This is a genomic window from Amycolatopsis sp. NPDC051716, assembly GCF_040681595.1.
GTDB lineage: Bacteria > Actinomycetota > Actinomycetes > Mycobacteriales > Pseudonocardiaceae > Amycolatopsis.
This window is the reverse complement of the sequence record NZ_JBFAZA010000034.1, coordinates 83,298-100,901: the sequence shown is the minus strand read 5'-3', so window position 1 is coordinate 100,901 and position 17,604 is coordinate 83,298. Positions and strand designations below refer to the sequence as shown.

15 protein-coding genes are annotated in these 17,604 nt (G+C 73.2%); 9 read left to right on the top strand and 6 right to left on the bottom strand.

The features are described from left to right. The first annotated feature begins 374 nt into the window (after positions 1-374). Positions 375-4,559: a cation-translocating P-type ATPase gene (locus tag AB0M30_RS36125; protein ID WP_364593508.1), complete on the top strand. Its 4,185-nt coding sequence runs from the start codon at positions 375-377 to the stop codon at positions 4,557-4,559. Positions 4,560-4,684: 125 nt separating this feature from the next. Next, positions 4,685-5,800 (top strand): serine hydrolase domain-containing protein, encoded by a 1,116-nt coding sequence (locus AB0M30_RS36120; RefSeq protein WP_364593505.1) that lies wholly within the window; start codon positions 4,685-4,687, stop codon positions 5,798-5,800. Positions 5,801-6,223: 423 nt separating this feature from the next. On the opposite strand, the gene AB0M30_RS36115 is transcribed toward AB0M30_RS36120, so the two are convergent. The 5 genes from AB0M30_RS36115 to AB0M30_RS36095 form a co-directional block, all read right to left on the bottom strand. Further along, on the bottom strand, positions 6,224-6,730 hold the full coding sequence (locus tag AB0M30_RS36115) for a hypothetical protein (protein ID WP_364593502.1): 507 nt from the start codon (positions 6,728-6,730) through the stop codon (positions 6,224-6,226). Between the two features lie 50 nt (positions 6,731-6,780). Further along, positions 6,781-7,251, bottom strand: coding sequence for a hypothetical protein (locus AB0M30_RS36110; protein ID WP_364593499.1), 471 nt, complete (start codon positions 7,249-7,251; stop codon positions 6,781-6,783). Further along, the gene (locus tag AB0M30_RS36105) at positions 7,248-7,646 is read right to left on the bottom strand and encodes a hypothetical protein (RefSeq protein ID WP_364593496.1); all 399 of its coding nucleotides are present in this window, start codon (positions 7,644-7,646) and stop codon (positions 7,248-7,250) included. Before AB0M30_RS36105 ends, AB0M30_RS36110 begins: the two co-directional genes overlap by 4 nt. 54 nt (positions 7,647-7,700) lie before the next feature. Next, on the bottom strand, positions 7,701-8,030 hold the full coding sequence (locus AB0M30_RS36100; RefSeq protein ID WP_364593494.1) for a hypothetical protein: 330 nt from the start codon (positions 8,028-8,030) through the stop codon (positions 7,701-7,703). 85 nt (positions 8,031-8,115) lie between these two features. Then, on the bottom strand, positions 8,116-8,694 hold the full coding sequence (locus AB0M30_RS36095; protein WP_364593491.1) for an XRE family transcriptional regulator: 579 nt from the start codon (positions 8,692-8,694) through the stop codon (positions 8,116-8,118). Between the two features lie 67 nt (positions 8,695-8,761). Between AB0M30_RS36095 and AB0M30_RS36090 the strand changes: the two genes are divergently transcribed. From AB0M30_RS36090 to AB0M30_RS36080, 3 genes are all read left to right on the top strand, one after another. Further along, the gene (locus tag AB0M30_RS36090; protein ID WP_364593489.1) at positions 8,762-9,379 is read left to right on the top strand and encodes a class I SAM-dependent methyltransferase; all 618 of its coding nucleotides are present in this window, start codon (positions 8,762-8,764) and stop codon (positions 9,377-9,379) included. 12 nt (positions 9,380-9,391) lie between these two features. After that, on the top strand, positions 9,392-9,874 hold the full coding sequence (locus AB0M30_RS36085) for a DinB family protein (protein ID WP_364593486.1): 483 nt from the start codon (positions 9,392-9,394) through the stop codon (positions 9,872-9,874). Between the two features lie 224 nt (positions 9,875-10,098). Next, positions 10,099-10,593 carry a hypothetical protein gene (locus tag AB0M30_RS36080; RefSeq protein WP_364593483.1) on the top strand — a complete coding sequence of 165 codons (495 nt, stop codon included), beginning with the start codon at positions 10,099-10,101 and terminating at the stop codon, positions 10,591-10,593. A 144-nt stretch (positions 10,594-10,737) separates the two neighbouring features. Here AB0M30_RS36080 and AB0M30_RS36075 read toward each other — a convergent pair whose 3' ends face one another. Next, a complete protein-coding gene (locus AB0M30_RS36075) occupies positions 10,738-11,091 on the bottom strand; it encodes an STAS domain-containing protein (RefSeq protein ID WP_364593480.1) in 354 nt (117 codons plus the stop codon). A gap of 253 nt (positions 11,092-11,344) precedes the next feature. Between AB0M30_RS36075 and AB0M30_RS36070 the strand changes: the two genes are divergently transcribed. From AB0M30_RS36070 to AB0M30_RS36055, 4 genes are all read left to right on the top strand, one after another. Beyond that, positions 11,345-12,853 (top strand): MFS transporter, encoded by a 1,509-nt coding sequence (locus AB0M30_RS36070; RefSeq protein WP_364593477.1) that lies wholly within the window; start codon positions 11,345-11,347, stop codon positions 12,851-12,853. Positions 12,854-13,042: 189 nt separating this feature from the next. Continuing rightward, positions 13,043-16,324, top strand: a complete 3,282-nt coding sequence (gene fdh, locus AB0M30_RS36065; RefSeq protein ID WP_364593475.1) for a formate dehydrogenase — start codon at positions 13,043-13,045, stop codon at positions 16,322-16,324. Further along, entirely contained in the window at positions 16,321-17,388 is a 1,068-nt protein-coding gene (locus AB0M30_RS36060) for a 4Fe-4S dicluster domain-containing protein (protein ID WP_364593472.1), read from the top strand. Before fdh ends, AB0M30_RS36060 begins: the two co-directional genes overlap by 4 nt. After that, positions 17,385-17,555, top strand: coding sequence for a hypothetical protein (locus AB0M30_RS36055; protein WP_364593469.1), 171 nt, complete (start codon positions 17,385-17,387; stop codon positions 17,553-17,555). Before AB0M30_RS36060 ends, AB0M30_RS36055 begins: the two co-directional genes overlap by 4 nt. Positions 17,556-17,604: the final 49 nt, after the last annotated feature.

Genomic DNA, 17,604 nt, shown 5'->3' with positions numbered 1-17,604 from the left:
GCCCCAACACCACCGCGCAACCAGACCACCAGACCGACACCGAGCTTCCCGGCACCACCGCCGCCGTCCGGCACTGTCACGCGATCGAGGCGCCACCAGATCCGCCCCAACACCACCGCGCAACCAGACCACCAGACCGACACCGAGCTTCCCGGCACCACCGCCGCCGTCCGGCACTGTCACGCGATCGAGGCGCCACCGGAACCGCCCCCAGCACCACCGCGCAACCAGACCACCAGACCGACACCGAGCTTCCCGGCACCACCGCCGCCGTCCGGCGCTGTCGCGCGATCGGGCTGAACACTCCCCCGGCGGGTTTGGCCTCCCCGCACCGGGGAACGCCGAGCGGACATGATCGGCAGGCGGAGGTCGGAGTGCTCGGAGCGGTGTTCGCGGCGACGAAGGTGGGGATGACGCTGGCCCTGGCCGGCCCGGTCCTCGTGACGCAGCAAGCGAAACGGGCGGCTTCGGCGCTCGGCCCGCTCGCCGGGGAACTGACCGCGGGAGCGGCCGGGACCGTGGCGGAAGCGACCCGGACGAGCAGCCGCACGGCCGTGCGCGCCGCGCGGGTCGTGCGCAACGCCGCCGGCCCGCGGACCGCCGTCTGGCAGGCCGGGCGGCGGCTGCACGTCCCCCTGCGGCCGATTGTCGACGCCGATCAGCCGGACGGGTCCGCGCTCGCCGCCGAGGTGGCCGCCCACGCCGGGGTGGCCGGGGCCTACTGGGACGGTGGGCTCGGCAGTGTGGTCCTCCACCTGACCGAGGAGGCCGCCGCCGACCGTGTCGCCGACTGGGTCGCCGAGCGCTGCGAGCGGCACGGGCTGACCCCGGCCGAGCCGGGTGACTGCGCCCCGGCCCACCCGGGCGACACCTACGGGGTGCGGGCCGCGGCGCTCGCCCTGGCCATGGACGTCGCCGGGCTGGGTGTCTCGGTCGGCACCCGCGCCGTGCGCTCGGGACGGCTGCACGAAACCGTGCGCGCCGCGGTGGCGGCGGCCCGCGAACACCCCGCCGTCCGCGCGGCGCTCGACGAGCAGTTCGGCTGGTACACGGCCGAACTGGCGCGCTCGGGCGTGTCCGCCGCGGTGCGCGGACTCAGCCAGGATCCCCTCGAACTGGTGCTGGACGCCCTCCTGCGCACCGGCCAGCTCACCGAGGCGATCGCCCGGCTCTCCGCGTTCGACGCCGCCCACGACGACCTCTGTTCGCCGGAGCGGCCCAGCCTCGGCGTGACCCCGCCGCAGCGGCGGGTCCGGATCCCCATGGAGGACTACGCCCGCAACGCCGTCGGCAGCGGCCTGCTCGCCGCGCTGGCCGACCTGCTGGTGCGCCGCAAACCCCGCGAAGCCGCCGAAGCTTTCCTCGCGGCGTCCCCGATGCCGGCCCGGTACGCCGGCACCGCCTTCCACACCGCGATGGGCACCGCGTTCGCCCGCGAAGGCGTGCTCGTCCGCGACCCGGACCGGCTCAAGGCACTGGACGCCGTGGACACCGTCGTGCTGCACGCCGACGCGCTGCACGGCGAAGACGGCCTCGATCCGCACGCCGAAGCCGTGCTGGACGCGGCCCGCCGGGCCGAGGCGCGGGTGGTCATCGCCGGCGACGACGCCCGCGACCGGCTCGGGGAGTTCGCCTCGCTGGCCGACGACGTCGCCCGGGAATCGTTCTTCGAGCTGGTGACACGGCTGCAGGACGAAGGCCGGGTCGTGCTCACCGTCGCCCGCCCGCCCGCGCGGTGTGCGCCGCACTGCGACGAAGTGGCGGGCCTGCTCGCCGGCGACCTGTGCGTCGCCCTCGCCGATCGCCGCGCGCCGGTGCTCTGGGGCGCCGACCTGATCGTCCGGCCGGGGCTGACCGGCGTCTGGCGGGTACTGCGGGCGGCCGGCGCCGCGCGGGTGAACAGCAAGCGGGCCACCCGGGTGGCGACCGCGGGCAGCCTGATCGGCGGCCTGCTGCTGCTGTCACGCCGGCGGCGGACGCTGGTGCCGTTCGTGCCCCGGCTGGACCCGGCGCTGCTCGGCGGGCTGACCGGGCTGGCGATGGGCACGCTCGCCGCGGCACGGGTGGCCGCCGCCCGTCCCCCGGCCGGCCGCACGCGGATCGCCTGGCACGAGCTGACCGGCGACGAGGTCCTCCGCCGACTCGCCGACGCGGAAACCGAGCCCACGAACCGGGAACTGACGGCCCGGCGGGTGCGGGCGGTGGCCGGCGCGGTGGCGCGGCACCCGGCCGCGGCGCCGGTCCGGTTCGGGACGGGCCTCGCCGCCGACGTCCTCGCCGAGCTGAAGGACCCGCTGACCCCGGTGCTGGCCCTCGGCGCGGTCGCGTCCGCGGTGGTCGGCTCGCCGGTGGACGCGCTGCTGGTGGCCGCGGCGATGGGCCTGAACGCCGTCGTCGGCGGCGCCCAGCAGTTCCGCGGCCGCCGCGCGCTGGCGAAGCTGCGGGACGGGATGCGGCAACGAGCGCGCCGGGAAGGCGGCGGGGTCGTCGACGCGGGGGCGCTGAAAGCGGGCGACCGGATCGAACTGCGGGCCGGCGACGTCGTCCCGGCCGACGCCCGGCTGCTGACCGCCAACGACCTCGAAGCGGACGAGTCCGCGCTGACCGGCGAGTCGCTCCCGGTCGCCAAGCAGCTCGACCCGGTGCCGGGTGCGCCGATGGCCGAGCGCGCCTGCCTGGTCTTCGCCGGCACCACGGTGGTCAGCGGCGAAGGCACCGCGGTCGTCGTGGCGGTCGGCTCGGAGACCGTGGCCGGCCGGGCGGTCGAGCTGGCCACCCGGACGGCCGCCGCGGTGGGCATCCAGGCGCGGCTGCAGGACCTCACCCGCCGCGCCCTGCCGCTGACGATGCTCGGCGGCGCGCTCGTCACCGGCCTCTCGGCGATCCGCGGCCGTCCGCTGCGCCGCGCGCTGGCCGGTGGCGTGGCGATCGCCGTCGCCGCGGTGCCCGAAGGCTTGCCGCTGGTGGCGACCGTGGCCCAGCGGGCGGCGGCGCGGCGGCTGTCCGCGCGCGGCATCCTGGTCCGCGCGCCGCGGGCGCTGGAGGCGCTGGGGCGCCTGGACGTCGTGTGCTTCGACAAGACGGGCACGCTGACCGAGAACCGGCTGCGCGTGGTGACCACGACCGGGCCCGGCGGCGAGGCCCACGAACCCGGGCCCGAGGACGCCGTGCTGCGGGCCGCCGCGCGGGCGTGCCCGGGCACGCTCGACGACCCCCACGTGCGGGCCCACGCCACCGACCACGCCGTGCTCGACGCGGCCGGCCCGGACGAGGGCTGGACCGAGCTCGCCGGGCAGCCGTTCGAGGCGAACCGGGGCTACTCGGCGACGATCGGCAAGGACGCCGACGGCGAAGTGACGCTGGTCGTCAAGGGTGCCCCGGAAGTCGTGCTGCCCGCCTGCGCCGGCGCGGACGAGCTGGCCCGCGCCGCGGAAGCGTTGGCGGACAACGGATTGCGCGTGCTGGCGGTGGCGTCCCGGAAGGCTCCGCCCGCGCTCGACGGCGACGAAGAGGTGCTGGCGGACCTGGAGTTCCTCGGATTCCTCGGGCTGGCGGACACGCTGCGGCCCACCGCCGGGCCGTTGATCTCCGGGCTGCGCGCGGCCGGCGTAGCGCCGGTGATGCTCACCGGCGACCACCCGAACACCGCGCGGGCCATCGCGACGTCGCTCGGCTGGCCGTCCGACGCCCCGGTCGTCACCGGCGACGAGCTCGCCGCCCTCGACCGGGCCGGCCGGGCCCGGCTGCTGTCGGGCGCCGGCGTGATCGCCCGCGTCGCCCCGGAGCAGAAGCTGCAGGTCGTGGAGGCGCTGCGCGAAGCCGGGCGGGTGACGGCGATGGTCGGCGACGGCGCGAACGACGCGGCGGCCATCCGCGCCGCGGACGTCGGCATCGGCGTGCGCGCCCGGGCGTCGACCGCCGCCCGCACCGCGGCCGACGTCGCGCTGACCGGCGAGGACCTCACCGTCCTGCTGGAGGCGGTGGCGGAGGGCCGCGCGCTGTGGCGCAGCGTGTCGGACGCGGTGGTGATCCTCGTCGGCGGCAACGCGGGCGAGATCGGGTTCTCGGTGCTGGGCACGCTGCTGTCGGGCGACTCGCCGCTGGGCACCCGTCAGCTGCTGCTGGTCAACCTGCTGACCGACCTGTTCCCGGCGATGGCGGTGGCGGTCACCCGCCCGGACGACGACGGTTCCGGCGGACTCGGCGACGGCCTGACCCGCGCGATCACCAGCCGGGGCGTGACGACGGGCGTCGGCGCGACGACGGCGTGGCTGATCGGGCGGTGCACCCCGGGAACGGTGCGCCGCACGAGCACGATGGCGCTGTGCGGCCTGGTCGGCACCCAGCTGGCCCAGACCTTGCGCGGCCGCCGCCGCAGCCCCCTGGTGGTCGGCACGGCGGTCGGGTCGGCGCTGGTGCTGGCGGCGATCGTGCAGACGCCGGGGGTGAGCCGGTTCTTCGGCTGCACCCCGCTCGGCCCGCTGGCGTGGACCGGAGTCGGCGCGGGCGTGGCGGCGGGAGCACTGACGTCCTCGCTGCCGATCCTGCGGCAGCCGTAACCAGCGGACCGGATCCGGGGGTAGCGCTGGCGCTACCCCCGATCCGGTGGCCCGCACTGCTGATCTTCGCACCGGATCCCGGCATCGTGGGCGGTGTCCGAATCCGGTGACGAAGGAGCGAGAAGATGAGTACTTCCTTGGTGCGCAAGGGTGTGGTGGTCCTGGCGGTGGCGGGCCTGCTGGGCGCGACGGTCACGACGGCCGAGGCGGGGCCGCCCCGCAACGGCGCCCTCCAGAAGGAACTCGACGCGCTGGTGGGCCAGTTCCCGGCGGCGCTCGCCTCGGTGAGCCGCGGCGGCCGCACGGAGTCGCTGGTCGCCGGCTCCGCACGGCTCGGGAGCCGGGTGCCGGTCCCGGCCGACGGGCGGGTGCGGGCGGGCAGCAACACGAAGTCGTTCACCGCGGTCGTCGTGCTGCAGCTCGTGGCCGAGGGCAAGGTGGAACTGGACGCGCCGATCGAGCGGTACCTGCCCGGCCTGGTGCCCGGCGGGGCGGCGATCACCGTCCGGCAGCTGCTGCAGCACACCAGCGGGCTGCCGAACTACACCGAGTACCTCGGGCTGGACGACATAGCGAAGCTGCAGCACCGGTACTTCCAGCCGCACGAGCTGCTCGCGCTGGCGCTGGCCCACCCGGCGAAGTTCGCGCCCGGCACGAAGTGGGAGTACAGCAACACGAACTACGTGCTGGCGGGCCTGCTGATCGAGCGCGTCACCGGGCGCCCGGTGGCGGAGCAGATCACCGAGCGCGTGATCCGGAAAGCGGGCCTGCGCAACACGTACTGGCCCGAAGTCGGCGACCAGACCATCCGGGGCCCGCACCCGCACGGCTACGCGCGCTCGGGCAGCGAGGTGATCGACGTGACCGAACTGGACCCGTCGTGGGGCTGGGCGGCCGGTCAGCTGATCTCGACCCCGGGCGACCTCGCGCAGTTCTCCCGCGCGCTGCTGGACGGCCGGCTGCTCCCGGCACCGCAGCTGGCCGAGATGCGCAAGACGGTCGACGCGCCCCTGCTGCCGGGCTGGCGCTACGGCCTCGGCCTGTTCAGCGTCCCCCTCAGCTGCGGCGGCGTGTACTGGGGCCACGGCGGCGACATCCACGGATTCGAAACCCGCGGCGGCGCCACGGACGACGGCCGTTCGGTCGGCTTGGCCGTGACGGCGCTGCCGGGCACCTTCGGCGACGCCGACCAGGCGGCCCAGGCGGTGGTGTCCGCGGTGGACACGGCTTTCTGCCGCTGACGCCGGATCGGCCGAAGCCCGCGGGCCTTCCTAGTGTCGCGCGTCGCAAGTTGTTTGACGTCCGGGAAGAGCGCCCCAATGTGGCCTTCGGTGCGTTGAACGCACCGAAGGCCGCCTTGGGTGCGTTGAACGCAACCAAGGCCACATTGGGGCGCTCGGGGACCGGGCCGCTGTCACTGAACTTCGGACGCAGGACACTAGCGGCCGAGCACCTCGGCGGATTCCAGCACCGTGCGGGCGCATCAGCACGCCGCGGGCGTCCGGCGCACGACAGCGTCCTGAACAGGGGAAGCACACTCGTGCGGCGGGCAGAGCGAGCCAGGTGATCATGCCACGATCGCCACCACGTCCGACAGGGCCGCCACCTCCTACCGGGACATGATCGACCTGGCCACGCCGCTCATCCGGCGTTGTGGACCGGCCCTAGCGGCCGAGCACCTCGGCGGTGAACCCGGCCGCCGCGGCGAAGGCGGTGAGGTCGTCACCGCGGGCGGCGGGCAGGAGGACGAGCGGGTAGCAGTCGGACTCGATGTCGAGGACCGCGAGCGCCGTTCCCGTGCTGTGCAGCCGGTTTCCCGCGGCTTCGAGGAACTCGTAGGTGGGCAGCTCGCTCCGAGCGAGTGACGTCCAGAGCTCGTCGGCCGGCGGCGCGGACCGCAGGGCCCGCAGCCGGCCGGTGATTTCACCGGGCGACTCCTTCCAGTCGACTTCGGCGAGCAGTCCGTGGTCGGCGAGGGCGTTCACCAGCGCGATCCAGGCCAGCAGGGGAAAGGGTTCGTCGATCCCGCGCTCGTCGAGCCGCTCGGCGTGCTCCAGCAGGAAAGCGCCGGGATCGTCGTGGGCGGCCCCGGCGTGCTCGGCCACCCGCGGCGCGTCCGGCGCCAGCAGGGCGGCGACGGCGAGGAGCGCGTCACGAGCGGGTGCGGTCATCGGTGTCCTCCGTGGGGCCGGTGTGCGACGGACAGATCATGCAGCCTCCCTCACCGGCCGGCCGCTTCCGGGTACACGTGGTGGGCGCCGGCTCCCGGCCGGACCGGGTCCCGGTCGAACAGCCGCCACTGCTCGACCGGGCTGCCGCAGGCCGGGAGCACCTCGATCACCACCGCGCCGGTCAGCTCCAGCGTCATCGCCCCCGCGCGGCCGAGGACCGCCGACTCGACGACGTACGCCACGGCCTCGAAGCGGTCGGTGAGGCGGCGGGCCAACTTGTCGAACATCGTCGCGTTGCGCCGGAAGGCCTCGACCGGGTCCGCGTCCGCCGTGGCGGGGTAGGCCATGTCGACCGTGCCGAACAACGTCTTCTCACCGCGGGTCACCCGGAACGGGCACTGGGCGTGCAGCCGCGTTTCCGTCGCCCCGCGGGCGAACCCGACTTCGGCGATGTCCACCGTCCGGCCGAAGCCGGTGACCCGCGCGGAAACCAGCCCGGCCACGGCTTCCTCGAGGCTCAATCGTGGCCGGCCGCTTCCGGGTACACGAAGTGCCCTTCGCCGTCGCCGGTGGCCTCGATGGCCAGCCGGCCGCCGGGGCCGAATTCCGTGCCGGTCACCCGGAAGTCGCTCGTCGCGAACCGGGCCGTCAGGAATTCCGCCTGCGCGTCGTACTTCGTGGTGCCGTTCTCGAACGCTTCGTCACGGTCGATGCCGCGCTCCCGCGGCCAGTTCAGGTCGCGTGGACCCAGCAGGATCACGTCGCCGTGCGTGACGCGGAACGGGCATTGGGCGTGGATCGTCCAGCCGGGCCCGTCGCCGGGACGGAACACGACGATCGCGAGGTTCGCCACCCGCCGGACTTCGGTCAGGCGCGCGCCGGCCAGTGCCCGGACCGCGGCGGCAATCGCGCTCATCCGGACCGGCCGGGCAGTTCGAGTCTTTCGCGGGGAATGTCGTGACTCCTCGGATCAGATGGTGTGCTCGTGTTCCGCGCCGGTGCTGAAATGCCGGTCCAGGTATTCGTCCGGCGGCAAATCGCTTCCCCGCAGCAGCGAGAACACCTCGCTCCCCGGGGACAGCTGTTCCTCCCCCGTCGCGTAGCTCTGCGCGAGGCCGAGATAGGTGGTTCCGGTGTTCGCCGCGTACTCCCGCGCTTCCGCCTCGGCGCGGGCGAGGACGGCGTCGAAGCCGGCGGCACGCCACACCGTGATCCGTTCCTCGTAGGGCTGCCCCGCGGCTTCGGTCCACCGGAAGACGCACCGCACCGCGTACCACTCGTCCGCTTGTTCCGTCATCATCCCGGTTTCTTCCGGCCCGCTTTGCTCTTTTGCCGCGCGGCGGCCCGAGCGTAGCCGGAATCCGCGGGTGATCGCGGCGGATTATTCAGTGCGCGCGGGCGCGCAGGTGCGCGCGTTCCCCGTGGCGGCCGAACAGGATCAGCAGCTCGACCGCCTTTCCGTCGGCACTGCCGAGCCAGTGCGGGATCGTCGTGTCGAACTCCGCCGCCTCGCCCGCGGGCAGCACCAGGTCGTGCTCGCCGAGGACCAGCCGCAGGCTTCCGTGGAGCACGTACAGCCACTCGTGGCCTTCGTGGGTCTGGTGGTCCGGCACCGGTGGCCGGCCGGTGCCGGGGATGATCATCTTGTACGCCTGCATGCCGCCGGGCCGCCGGGACAGCGGCACGAACGTCATGCCGTGGCGGTGGATCGGGGAGAGGTGGATGCGGGGATCGCCGGTCCGGGGTGCGCCGACGAGGTCGTCGAGCGGGACGTCGTAGGCGCGGGCCAGCGGCAGCAGGAGTTCCAGGCTGGCGCGCCGCTGCCCGCTTTCCAGCCGCGACAGCGTGCTCTCCGACACCCCGGTGACGGCCGCGACGCCGGCGAGGGTCATCCCGCGGTGGCGGCGCAGCGCCCGCAGCCGGGGCCCGACCGCGTGCAGCACGTCCTCGAAGTCGTCGCTCACCCCGGCCATCTTGCCGGAACCGCAAGAAACCGTGCCAGGTGCGCCGGTGCCGGGTCAGGGTGGGCCCATGACCACCTCCACCACCGAAGCGTCCCGGTTCTGGGACGGCCACTACACGGCCCACCTCCCCGGCGGCGAGCCGCGCGCCAACGTCCGGCTCGTCGAGGTCGTCTCCCGGCTGGCCCCGGGCCGCGCCCTCGACCTCGGGTCCGGTGCCGGCGGGGACGCGCTGTGGCTGGCCCGGCACGGCTGGCGGGTGACCGCCGCCGACATCTCCGCCGTCGCCCTCGCCCACCTCGGCCGCCGCGCCCGGGACCTCGGGCTCGCCGGCCGGATCACCGGGGAACGGCACGACCTGGCGGCGACGTTCCCGGCGGGCCCGTTCGACCTCGTCTCGGCGCACTACCTGCACACGTCCTTCCCGCTCCCCCGCGACCGCGTGCTGCGGCAGGCCGCGGAAGCGCTCTCCCCCGGCGGCCGGCTGCTGGTCGTCGAGCACGGGTCCGTCGCGCCGTGGTCGTGGAACCAGGACCCGGCGGCGTGCCCGCCCCTCGAAGCGCCGTCGCTCGATCCGGCGGGGTGGACCGTCGAGCGCGCCGACGCCCTCGCCCGCCGGGCCACCGGCCCCGGCGGGCAGACCGCCGAAGTCGTCGACCACCTCCTGCTGATCCGCCGCACCCGCTGAAAGGCACCAGCCATGCCCCGAACCCGGCGGCGGGACACCCCGCCCCCACGCACCGGACCGGCCGAAAAGGAGGTGCTGCGCGGTTTCCTCGACCACCTGCGGGCCGCCGTGGTGGCGAAGGCGCAGGACGTGCCGGAGCCGCAGGTCCGGACGCCCGGCGTCCCGTCGGGCACGTCGCTGCTGGGCCTGGTCCGGCACCTCGCGCACGTCGAACGCTTCACGTTCCTCGGCGAGGACACCGCGGACTGGCCCGGGACGTTCCGGCCGGGCCCGGACGAGACCGTCGACTCGGTCGTGGCGGACTACCGCGCCGCGTGCGACCGGGCGAACGAGGTCATCGACGCCTGCCCCGACCTGACGCGGCCGGTGGCCCGGCCCGGCCGGCCCGCGCCGTCGATGCGCTGGGCGCTGGTTCACCTGATCGAGGAGACCGGCCGCCACGCCGGGCACGCCGACATCCTGCGCGAGCTGATCGACGGCAGCACCGGCCGCTGACCGCCGTCGACCGGGAGGCCGGACGCGGACGAGGTGCCACGACCGCACCTCACCCGATCTTGCGTTTTTTCGCTCCCCGGCCCGGGAACCGCTTGCGAATCCACTGTGGAACGGCGGCCGGAGGGGGAATTCCCGCGTGCGGACCGGAGCCGGAAAAGGAGCGGCCGGAAACGCCCGGCCCGCTCGCCCTGCGCGTCACCCGGAAGAGTGCTATTTGATCCTTTATGAGTGAATCACCGAACTACCCGCAGTCGTCCGCTTCGACGGGCCCGGCGCCCGCTCCGGCCCGGCCGGGCACGGTCGAAGGCGCCTTCTGGGCGTTCATCGTCGCGCCGGTGATCGGGCTCATCGGGGGCCTGCTGATCTTCGGCAACCGGGACCAGATCACCACCACCATGCGTGACGCGAACAGACAACGCGGCGGCAACCTCACCGACGCGCAGATCGACCAGACGGTGAACGTCACGATCATCACCGCGATGGTGATCGCGGTGATCATCGCGGGGTTGTACCTGTTGTTCGCGTTCAAGCTGCGCGCCGGCCGCAACTGGGCGCGCATCGTGCTGACGGTGCTCGCCGCCCTGCAGCTGCTGTCGGTGCTGATCGGCCAGAGCACGATCGGCGGCTACCTGGCGGTGCTCGCGGCGGTGGTCGGCGTGGTGCTGTCGTTCACCGGCCCGTCGAACGCCTACTTCGCGGCGGCCAAGGTTCAGCGCTAGGGTCAGCGCCGAGCAGCTTCGCGCGGCGGCCCGGTGCGGACCGCCGCGCGAATCGCCGCGGCCTTCGGCCCTGGCCAACCGGTGGGAATCAAGTGACCGCCGGAAACGCCGGATCCCGCCGCGCAGACCGTCCGCTGTGGACGGTCAGCTGTTCCACATCCGGGCGGTCAGCCGGAGGAACTCGCGGCCGTCGCCGGCACTCAGCGCTGCTCCCCGATCGGGGTAGACGTCCAGCACCCGGTCCACCCCGGTCAGCCGCAGCGCCCGGCTCACCACCGCGTTCTCGCCCGTGACGATGCGGAGCCGGGCGTTCTGGGCGGCGGCCTGGTCGGTCATCGCGCTCAGCACGCGAACGCCCGCGGCGCCGAGGAAGTGCAGCCCGGCCAGGTCGACCACGATCACCCGGGGTTCGGGGGTCCCGGCCAGCGCGGCGGCCACCGAGCCCACGACGACCAGCACCGTCCCGGCGTCGAGCTCGCCGGTCAAAGCCAGGAGCACCGGCTCACCGTGCGAGCACGAAACCCGCAATCGCCCCGGCGGGGCAGCGAAGGACGCCACGCGAAAACTCCCCATCTCCGTCTAAGGCCGGCATGAACAGGTATTGCGGCCCCCGCACGACCCGCGCGCACGCCAGATTAATGAGCGTATCCGGCTGATCACAAGCCGTGACCGCGCGAGTCGACCCGATCGTGTTTCGCCAGGGCACGACGGGGGAAGTCACGCTGAGCGATCTGCTCACAAGGAGGTTGTCATGGCGGCAACACCCGATCCGGCGTCCACCGGGGTGCGCACGCTCATCCCGGCACGCATCGACCGGTTGCCCTGGTCCCCGTTCCACACCCGGATGGTGGTCGCCCTGGGGGTGGCCTGGATCCTCGACGGCCTGGAGATCACGGTGGCCAGCGCGGTCGCCGACACGCTCACCAAGCCCGAGACGCTGCACATGTCGTCCGCGGCCGTCGGGCTGCTGGCGACGATCTACCTGGCCGGCGAGGTGGTCGGGGCGCTGTTCTTCGGCAGTCTCTCCGACAAGCTCGGCCGCCGGAACCTGTTCATGCTCACCCTGGCCGTCTACCTCGTGGGCAGCGGCCTGACGGCGCTGACCCTCGGCAACGGCGCGGGCTGGGTGATCTTCCTCTACGCCACGAGGTTCGTGGCCGGTATGGGGATCGGCGGCGAGTACGCGGCCATCAACTCGGCGATCGACGAACTGATCCCCGCCCGCTACCGGGGCCGGGTGGACATCGCGGTCAACGGCACCTACTGGGCCGGGGCCGTGCTGGGGACGATCGGGACCTACATCCTGCTCAACCGGATGGACCTCTCCCTGGGCTGGCGGCTGGGCTTCCTCATCGGGCCGGTGCTCGGGCTGGTGATCCTCCTGGTGCGGCGGCACCTGCCGGAGAGCCCGCGGTGGCAGATCATGCACGGCAAGGCGGAGGCGGCCGAGGAGTCGATCACCCAGATCGAGCAGGAGGTCGAGCACACCGGCCGCAGCCTCCCGCCGGTCGACGAGAAGAAGGCGATCGAGGTGACGCCCGCCGAGCGGATCGGGTACGTCGCCCTGGCCAGGGTGCTGTTCCGCGACTACCCGTCGAGGGCCGTGCTGGGCGCGTCGCTGATGATCAGCCAGTCGTTCCTGTACAACGCGATCTTCTTCACCTACACGCTGGTGCTCGGCAAGTTCTACGGGGTGTCGTCCGAGGCGACGCCGATCTACCTGATCGCGTTCGCGGTGGGCAACCTGGTGGGCCCCTTCACGATCGGCCACTTGTTCGACACCCTCGGCCGGCGCAAGATGATCTCCGGGACGTACATCGTGTCGGGTGTCCTGCTGGCGGTCACGGCGGTGCTGTTCTACGCGGGCGCGCTCAACGCGATCACGCAGACGATCGCGTGGTGCGTGATCTTCTTCTTCGCCTCCGCCGGCGCGAGCGCGGGCTACCTGACGGTGAGCGAGATCTTCCCGCTGGAGGTCCGGGCGAAGGCGATCGCGGTGTTCTTCGCGATCGCGCAGTGCTTCGGCGCACTGGGCCCGGTGATCTACGGCGCCCTGATCGGCACGGGCGACCACCCGGTCCGCCTGTTCATCGGCTACCTGCTGGGCGCGGCCGTGATGATCGCGGGCGGCTTGGTGGCCCGGTTCCTGGCGGTGGACGCGGAAGGCAAGTCCCTGGAGGACATCGCCCAGCCCCTCGCCGCCGCGGGCCGTCGCGGCCGCACCCGGGCCGAGGGCGCGTCCTCGCCGTTCTCCACGTGACGCGCCCCGGACCCAGCGCCCCAATGTGGCCTTCGGTGCGTCTGACGCACCGAAGGCCACATTGGGTGCGTCTGACGCAACCAAGGCCACATTGGGGCGCATCGCCGACCGGGTGAGCCGAGGCGGTTTAGGCTCGGGGAGCCCGGGGTAGTCGGTCGGCGGAAACGGTGGAGTCGGGAGGTGGGCGCCGTGGGACCGCGGAAATGGCTCGAATCGTGGCCCGTCTACCGGCAGCTCACCGGCACCGACCCCCTCGGCCGGGGCAAGGCCGCCGAATCCCCGCACTCCGAAGCCCTCGTCCCGCGCACCGCGAGCGCCGACCGGGTGGCCAGGTCCGTCTGCCCCTACTGCGCCGTCGGCTGCGGGCAGCAGGTGTTCGTCAAGAACGAGAAGGTCGTCCAGATCGAAGGCGACCCGCACAGCCCCATCTCCCGCGGCCGGCTCTGTCCCAAGGGCTCGGCGAGCAAGCAGCTGGTCACCGGCCCGCAGCGCGAGCAGAAGGTCCGCTACCGCGCGCCCTACGCCACCGAATGGACCGAGCTCGACCTCGGCACCGCCATGGAGATGGTCGCCGACCGCGTGCTCGACGCCCGCCGGAAGGGCTGGCAGGACGCCGACGAGCACGGGAAGCCGCTGCGGCGCACCATGGGGCTGGCCAGCCTCGGCGGGGCCACCCTGGACAACGAAGAGAACTACCTGATCAAGAAGCTCTTCACGGCGCTGGGCGCGATCCAGATCGAGAACCAGGCCCGTATTTGACACTCCGCCACCGTTCCCGGTCTGGGGACTTCCTTCGGTCGCGGTGGCGCGACGGACTACCAGCAGGACCTGCAGAACTCCGACTGCGTGGTCATCATGGGCTCGAACATGGCCGAGGCGCACCCGGTGGGGTTCCAGTGGGTGATGGAGGCGAAGGCCCGCGGGGCCGAGGTGTTCCACATCGACCCGCGCTTCACCCGGACGAGCGCGCTGGCCGACGCCCACGTCCCGCTGCGCGCCGGCACCGACATCGCGTTCCTCGGCGGGGTGATCAACCACATCCTGAGCAACGACCTCGACTTCCGCGAGTACGTGGTCGCCTACACCAACGCCTCCTTCCTGGTGTCCGAGGACTACCAGGACACCGAGGACCTCGACGGCCTCTTCAGCGGCTACGACGAAGCCAAGGCCGCCTACGACCCGTCGACCTGGCACTACGAGAGCATCCGGCCGGCCGAGAGCGGCGGGCACGGCAAGGAGACGTCGGCGTCCGACCAGCACGGCTCGGGCGGCCCGGTGCTCGAAGGCGGCAGCGAGGAGATCAGCGCCGATCCGACGCTGCAGCACCCCCGCTGCGTCTTCCAGATCCTCAAGCGCCACTTCTCCCGCTACACGCCCGAAATGGTCGAGGCCACCTGCGGCACGCCGAAGGAGCTCTTCCAGCGGGTCTGTGACGCCTGGACGCGCAACTCGGGCCGGGAGCACACGGCCGCGCTCGTCTACAGCGTCGGCTGGACGCAGCACAGCGTCGGCGCCCAGTACATCCGCGCGGGCTCGATCATCCAGCTGCTGCTCGGCAACATCGGGCGGCCCGGCGGCGGGGTGTTCGCGCTGCGCGGGCACGCCAGCATCCAGGGCTCGACCGACATCCCGACGCTGTTCAACCTGCTGCCCGGCTACCTGCCGATGCCGACACCCGAGCAGGTCACGCTGGCCGATTACCTCGACAGCGTCCGCGGCGACAAGCAGAAGGGCTTCTGGCGCAACGCCGACGCCTACACCGTGTCGCTGCTCAAGGAGTACTGGGGCGAGAAAGCCACGCCGGACAACGACTTCTGCTTCGGCTACCTGCCGAGGATCAACGGGGACCACGGCACCTACCGCACGGTCATGGACATGGTCGACGGCAAGGTCTCCGGCTACTTCCTGCTCGGGCAGAACCCGGCCGTCGGGTCCGCGCACGGCCGCCTGCAGCGGCTCGGCATGGCCAACCTCGACTGGCTGGTCGTCCGGGACCTGACGATGATCGAGAGCGCCACCTTCTGGAAGGACGCGCCGGAGATCGAGACCGGCGAGATCGTGCCGGAGCAGTGCCGCACCGAGGTCTTCTTCTTCCCCGCCGCTTCGCACGTCGAGAAGGAGGGGACGTTCACCCAGACCCAGCGCATGCTGCAATGGCGCGAAAAGGCCGTCGAGCCGGCCGGGGACCAGCGCTCGGAGCTGTGGTTCTTCCACCACCTCGGCCGGCTCGTCCGCGAGCGGCTGGCGGGCTCGGAAGACGAGCGCGACCGGCCGGTGCTGGACCTGGCCTGGGACTACGAAGTGCACGGCGACGAACCCTCCGCCGACGACGTGCTGCGGCGGATCAACGGCCAGGACCTCACCACCGGCAAGGAGGTCGGCGGCTACCTGGACCTCAAGGCCGACGGCAGCACGTCGTGCGGCTGCTGGATCTACAGCGGCGTCTACGCCGGCGGCGTCAACCGGGCCGCGCGGCGCAAGTCCCGCTTCGAGCAGGACTTCTACGCCCACGAGTGGGGCTGGGTGTGGCCGATGGACCGGCGGGTGCTCTACAACCGCGCGTCGGCCGACCCGCAGGGACGGCCGTGGAGCGAGCGCAAGGCCCTGATCTGGTGGGACGCCGAGCGCGGCGAATGGACCGGCCACGACGTCCCCGACTTCGAGAAGACCAAGCCGCCGGACCACGTCCCGCCGCCGGGCGCCGTGGGGCCGGCCGCGCTGCGCGGCGACGACCCGTTCATCATGCAGTCGGACGGCAAGGCGTGGCTGTTCGCGCCGTCGGGGCTGGCCGACGGGCCGCTGCCGACGCACTACGAGCCGCACGAATCGCCGTTCCGGAACCCCTTCTACGGGCAGCAGGCGAACCCGGCGCGGAAGGTCTACGGCCGCCGCGACAACCCGTCGCACCCGTCGCCGCCCGAGCACGGCGGCGAGGTGTTCCCGTTCGTGTTCACCGCCGCGCGGCTGACCGAGCACCACACCGCGGGCGGCATGAGCCGGACGCTGCCGTACCTGTCGGAGCTGCAGCCGGACCTGTTCGTCGAGGTCTCCCCCGAGCTCGCGAAGCTGCGCGGGCTGGCGCACCTGGGCTGGGCGCACGTCATTACCGCGCGGGCGGCCGTCGAGGCGCGGGTGTTCGTGACCGACCGGATGGCGCCGTTGCGGGTGCAGGACCGGGTCGTGCACCAGGTGTGGATGCCCTACCACTGGGGCGGCTCCGGGCTGGTCTCGCGGGACGTCGTCAACGACCTCTTCGGCGTGGTGCTGGACCCGAACGTCTTCATCCAGGAGAGCAAGGTCGCCACCTGCGACGTCCGGCCCGGGCGGCGGCCGCGCGGTGCCGAGCTGCTCACGTTGCTCGAGGAGTACCGCGCGCGGGCGGGCATCACGCCGGAAACGGGTACCCGGGTCGCCACCGCGCACGACACCGAGCACGTCGAACCCGGCCACGCCGAGGAGGACCGACCATGAGCGTCGAGAACCGGCTCTCCGGACCGCTGCCGGACGTCGCCGGCGAGGCCGGGCACACCGGGCACCCACCGCGTGTCGGGTTCTTCACCGACACGTCCGTGTGCATCGGCTGCAAGGCCTGCGAAGTCGCCTGCAAGGAGTGGAACGCCGTCCCCGAAGACGGGCTCGACCTGCTCGGCATGTCGTTCGACAACACCGGCGCGCTCGGCGCGAACTCGTGGCGGCACGTGGCCTTCATCGAGCAGCAGCGCCCGCTCGGCGGCCAGTCGCCCGGGCTCGAGGGGTTGCCGACCGGGCCGTCCGCGATCGACGTGACCACCGCCTTCGTCGCCGAGGAGCTGCGGGAGGCGCCGCGGGGCGGCGGCGGGCTGGGCACCTCTCCCCTGCCGCGGGCTCCCGAAGACCTCGGCATGCCGTCGTTCGACCTGCCCGGCGCGACGACCGGCGCCGAGGGCCGGACGGACTTCCGCTGGCTGATGGCGTCGGACGTGTGCAAGCACTGCACCCACGCCGGCTGCCTCGACGTCTGCCCGACCGGCGCGCTGTTCCGCACCGAGTTCGGCTCGGTCGTCGTGCAGCAGGACATCTGCAACGGCTGCGGGTACTGCGTCTCGGGCTGCCCGTACGGCGTCATCGACCGCCGCCCGGACGATGGGCGGGCGCAGAAGTGCACGCTCTGCTACGACCGGCTCCACGACGGCCTCGAACCGGCCTGCGCCAAGGCCTGCCCGACCGACTCCATCCAGTTCGGCGAACTCGACGAGCTGCGCGAACGGGCGGCCCGCCGCGTCGAGGACCTGCACGAGCGCGGGGTCACCGAAGCGCGGCTCTACGGGCACGACCCGTCCGACGGCGTCGGCGGCAACGGCGCTTTCTTCCTGCTGCTGGACGAACCCGAGGTCTACGGGCTGCCGCCGGATCCGGTGGTGCCGACCCGCGAGCTGCCCGCGATGTGGAAGTACGCCGGGATGGCGGCCTCGGCGCTGCTCGCCGCCGCGGTCGCGTCGTTCGGGTCGTTCGGGTCGTTCGGGTCGTTCGGGTCGTTCGGAAGGAAGCGCCGATGAGCCCACGTGACGGCACCCGGGGCCGCGTCTTCGGCCACCGCAAGCGCGGCGGATCCGGGGAAGAACTGATGGTGCCCCGCGCCGAATTCCGATTCACCGGCGGGCTCGCGGCGGGCACGTCACCGCTCGCCGCCGCGATCGGGCCGTTCGGAAGGAAGCGCCGATGAGCCCACACGACGGCACCCGGGGCCGCGTCTTCGGCCACCGCAAGCGCGG

What these genes read in the sequence shown, in the direction of transcription:
- AB0M30_RS36070 (WP_364593477.1), top strand. Translation starts at nt 11,345, where the DNA reads ATGGCGGCAACACCCGATCCGGCGTCCACCGGGGTGCGCACGCTCATC.
- AB0M30_RS36120 (WP_364593505.1), top strand. Translation starts at nt 4,685, where the DNA reads ATGAGTACTTCCTTGGTGCGCAAGGGTGTGGTGGTCCTGGCGGTGGCG.
- AB0M30_RS36080 (WP_364593483.1), top strand. Translation starts at nt 10,099, where the DNA reads ATGAGTGAATCACCGAACTACCCGCAGTCGTCCGCTTCGACGGGCCCG.
- AB0M30_RS36085 (WP_364593486.1), top strand. Translation starts at nt 9,392, where the DNA reads ATGCCCCGAACCCGGCGGCGGGACACCCCGCCCCCACGCACCGGACCG.
- AB0M30_RS36055 (WP_364593469.1), top strand. Translation starts at nt 17,385, where the DNA reads ATGAGCCCACGTGACGGCACCCGGGGCCGCGTCTTCGGCCACCGCAAG.
- AB0M30_RS36100 (WP_364593494.1), bottom strand. Translation starts at nt 8,030, where the DNA reads ATGATGACGGAACAAGCGGACGAGTGGTACGCGGTGCGGTGCGTCTTC.
- AB0M30_RS36105 (WP_364593496.1), bottom strand. Translation starts at nt 7,646, where the DNA reads ATGAGCGCGATTGCCGCCGCGGTCCGGGCACTGGCCGGCGCGCGCCTG.
- AB0M30_RS36060 (WP_364593472.1), top strand. Translation starts at nt 16,321, where the DNA reads ATGAGCGTCGAGAACCGGCTCTCCGGACCGCTGCCGGACGTCGCCGGC.
- AB0M30_RS36115 (WP_364593502.1), bottom strand. Translation starts at nt 6,730, where the DNA reads ATGACCGCACCCGCTCGTGACGCGCTCCTCGCCGTCGCCGCCCTGCTG.
- AB0M30_RS36090 (WP_364593489.1), top strand. Translation starts at nt 8,762, where the DNA reads ATGACCACCTCCACCACCGAAGCGTCCCGGTTCTGGGACGGCCACTAC.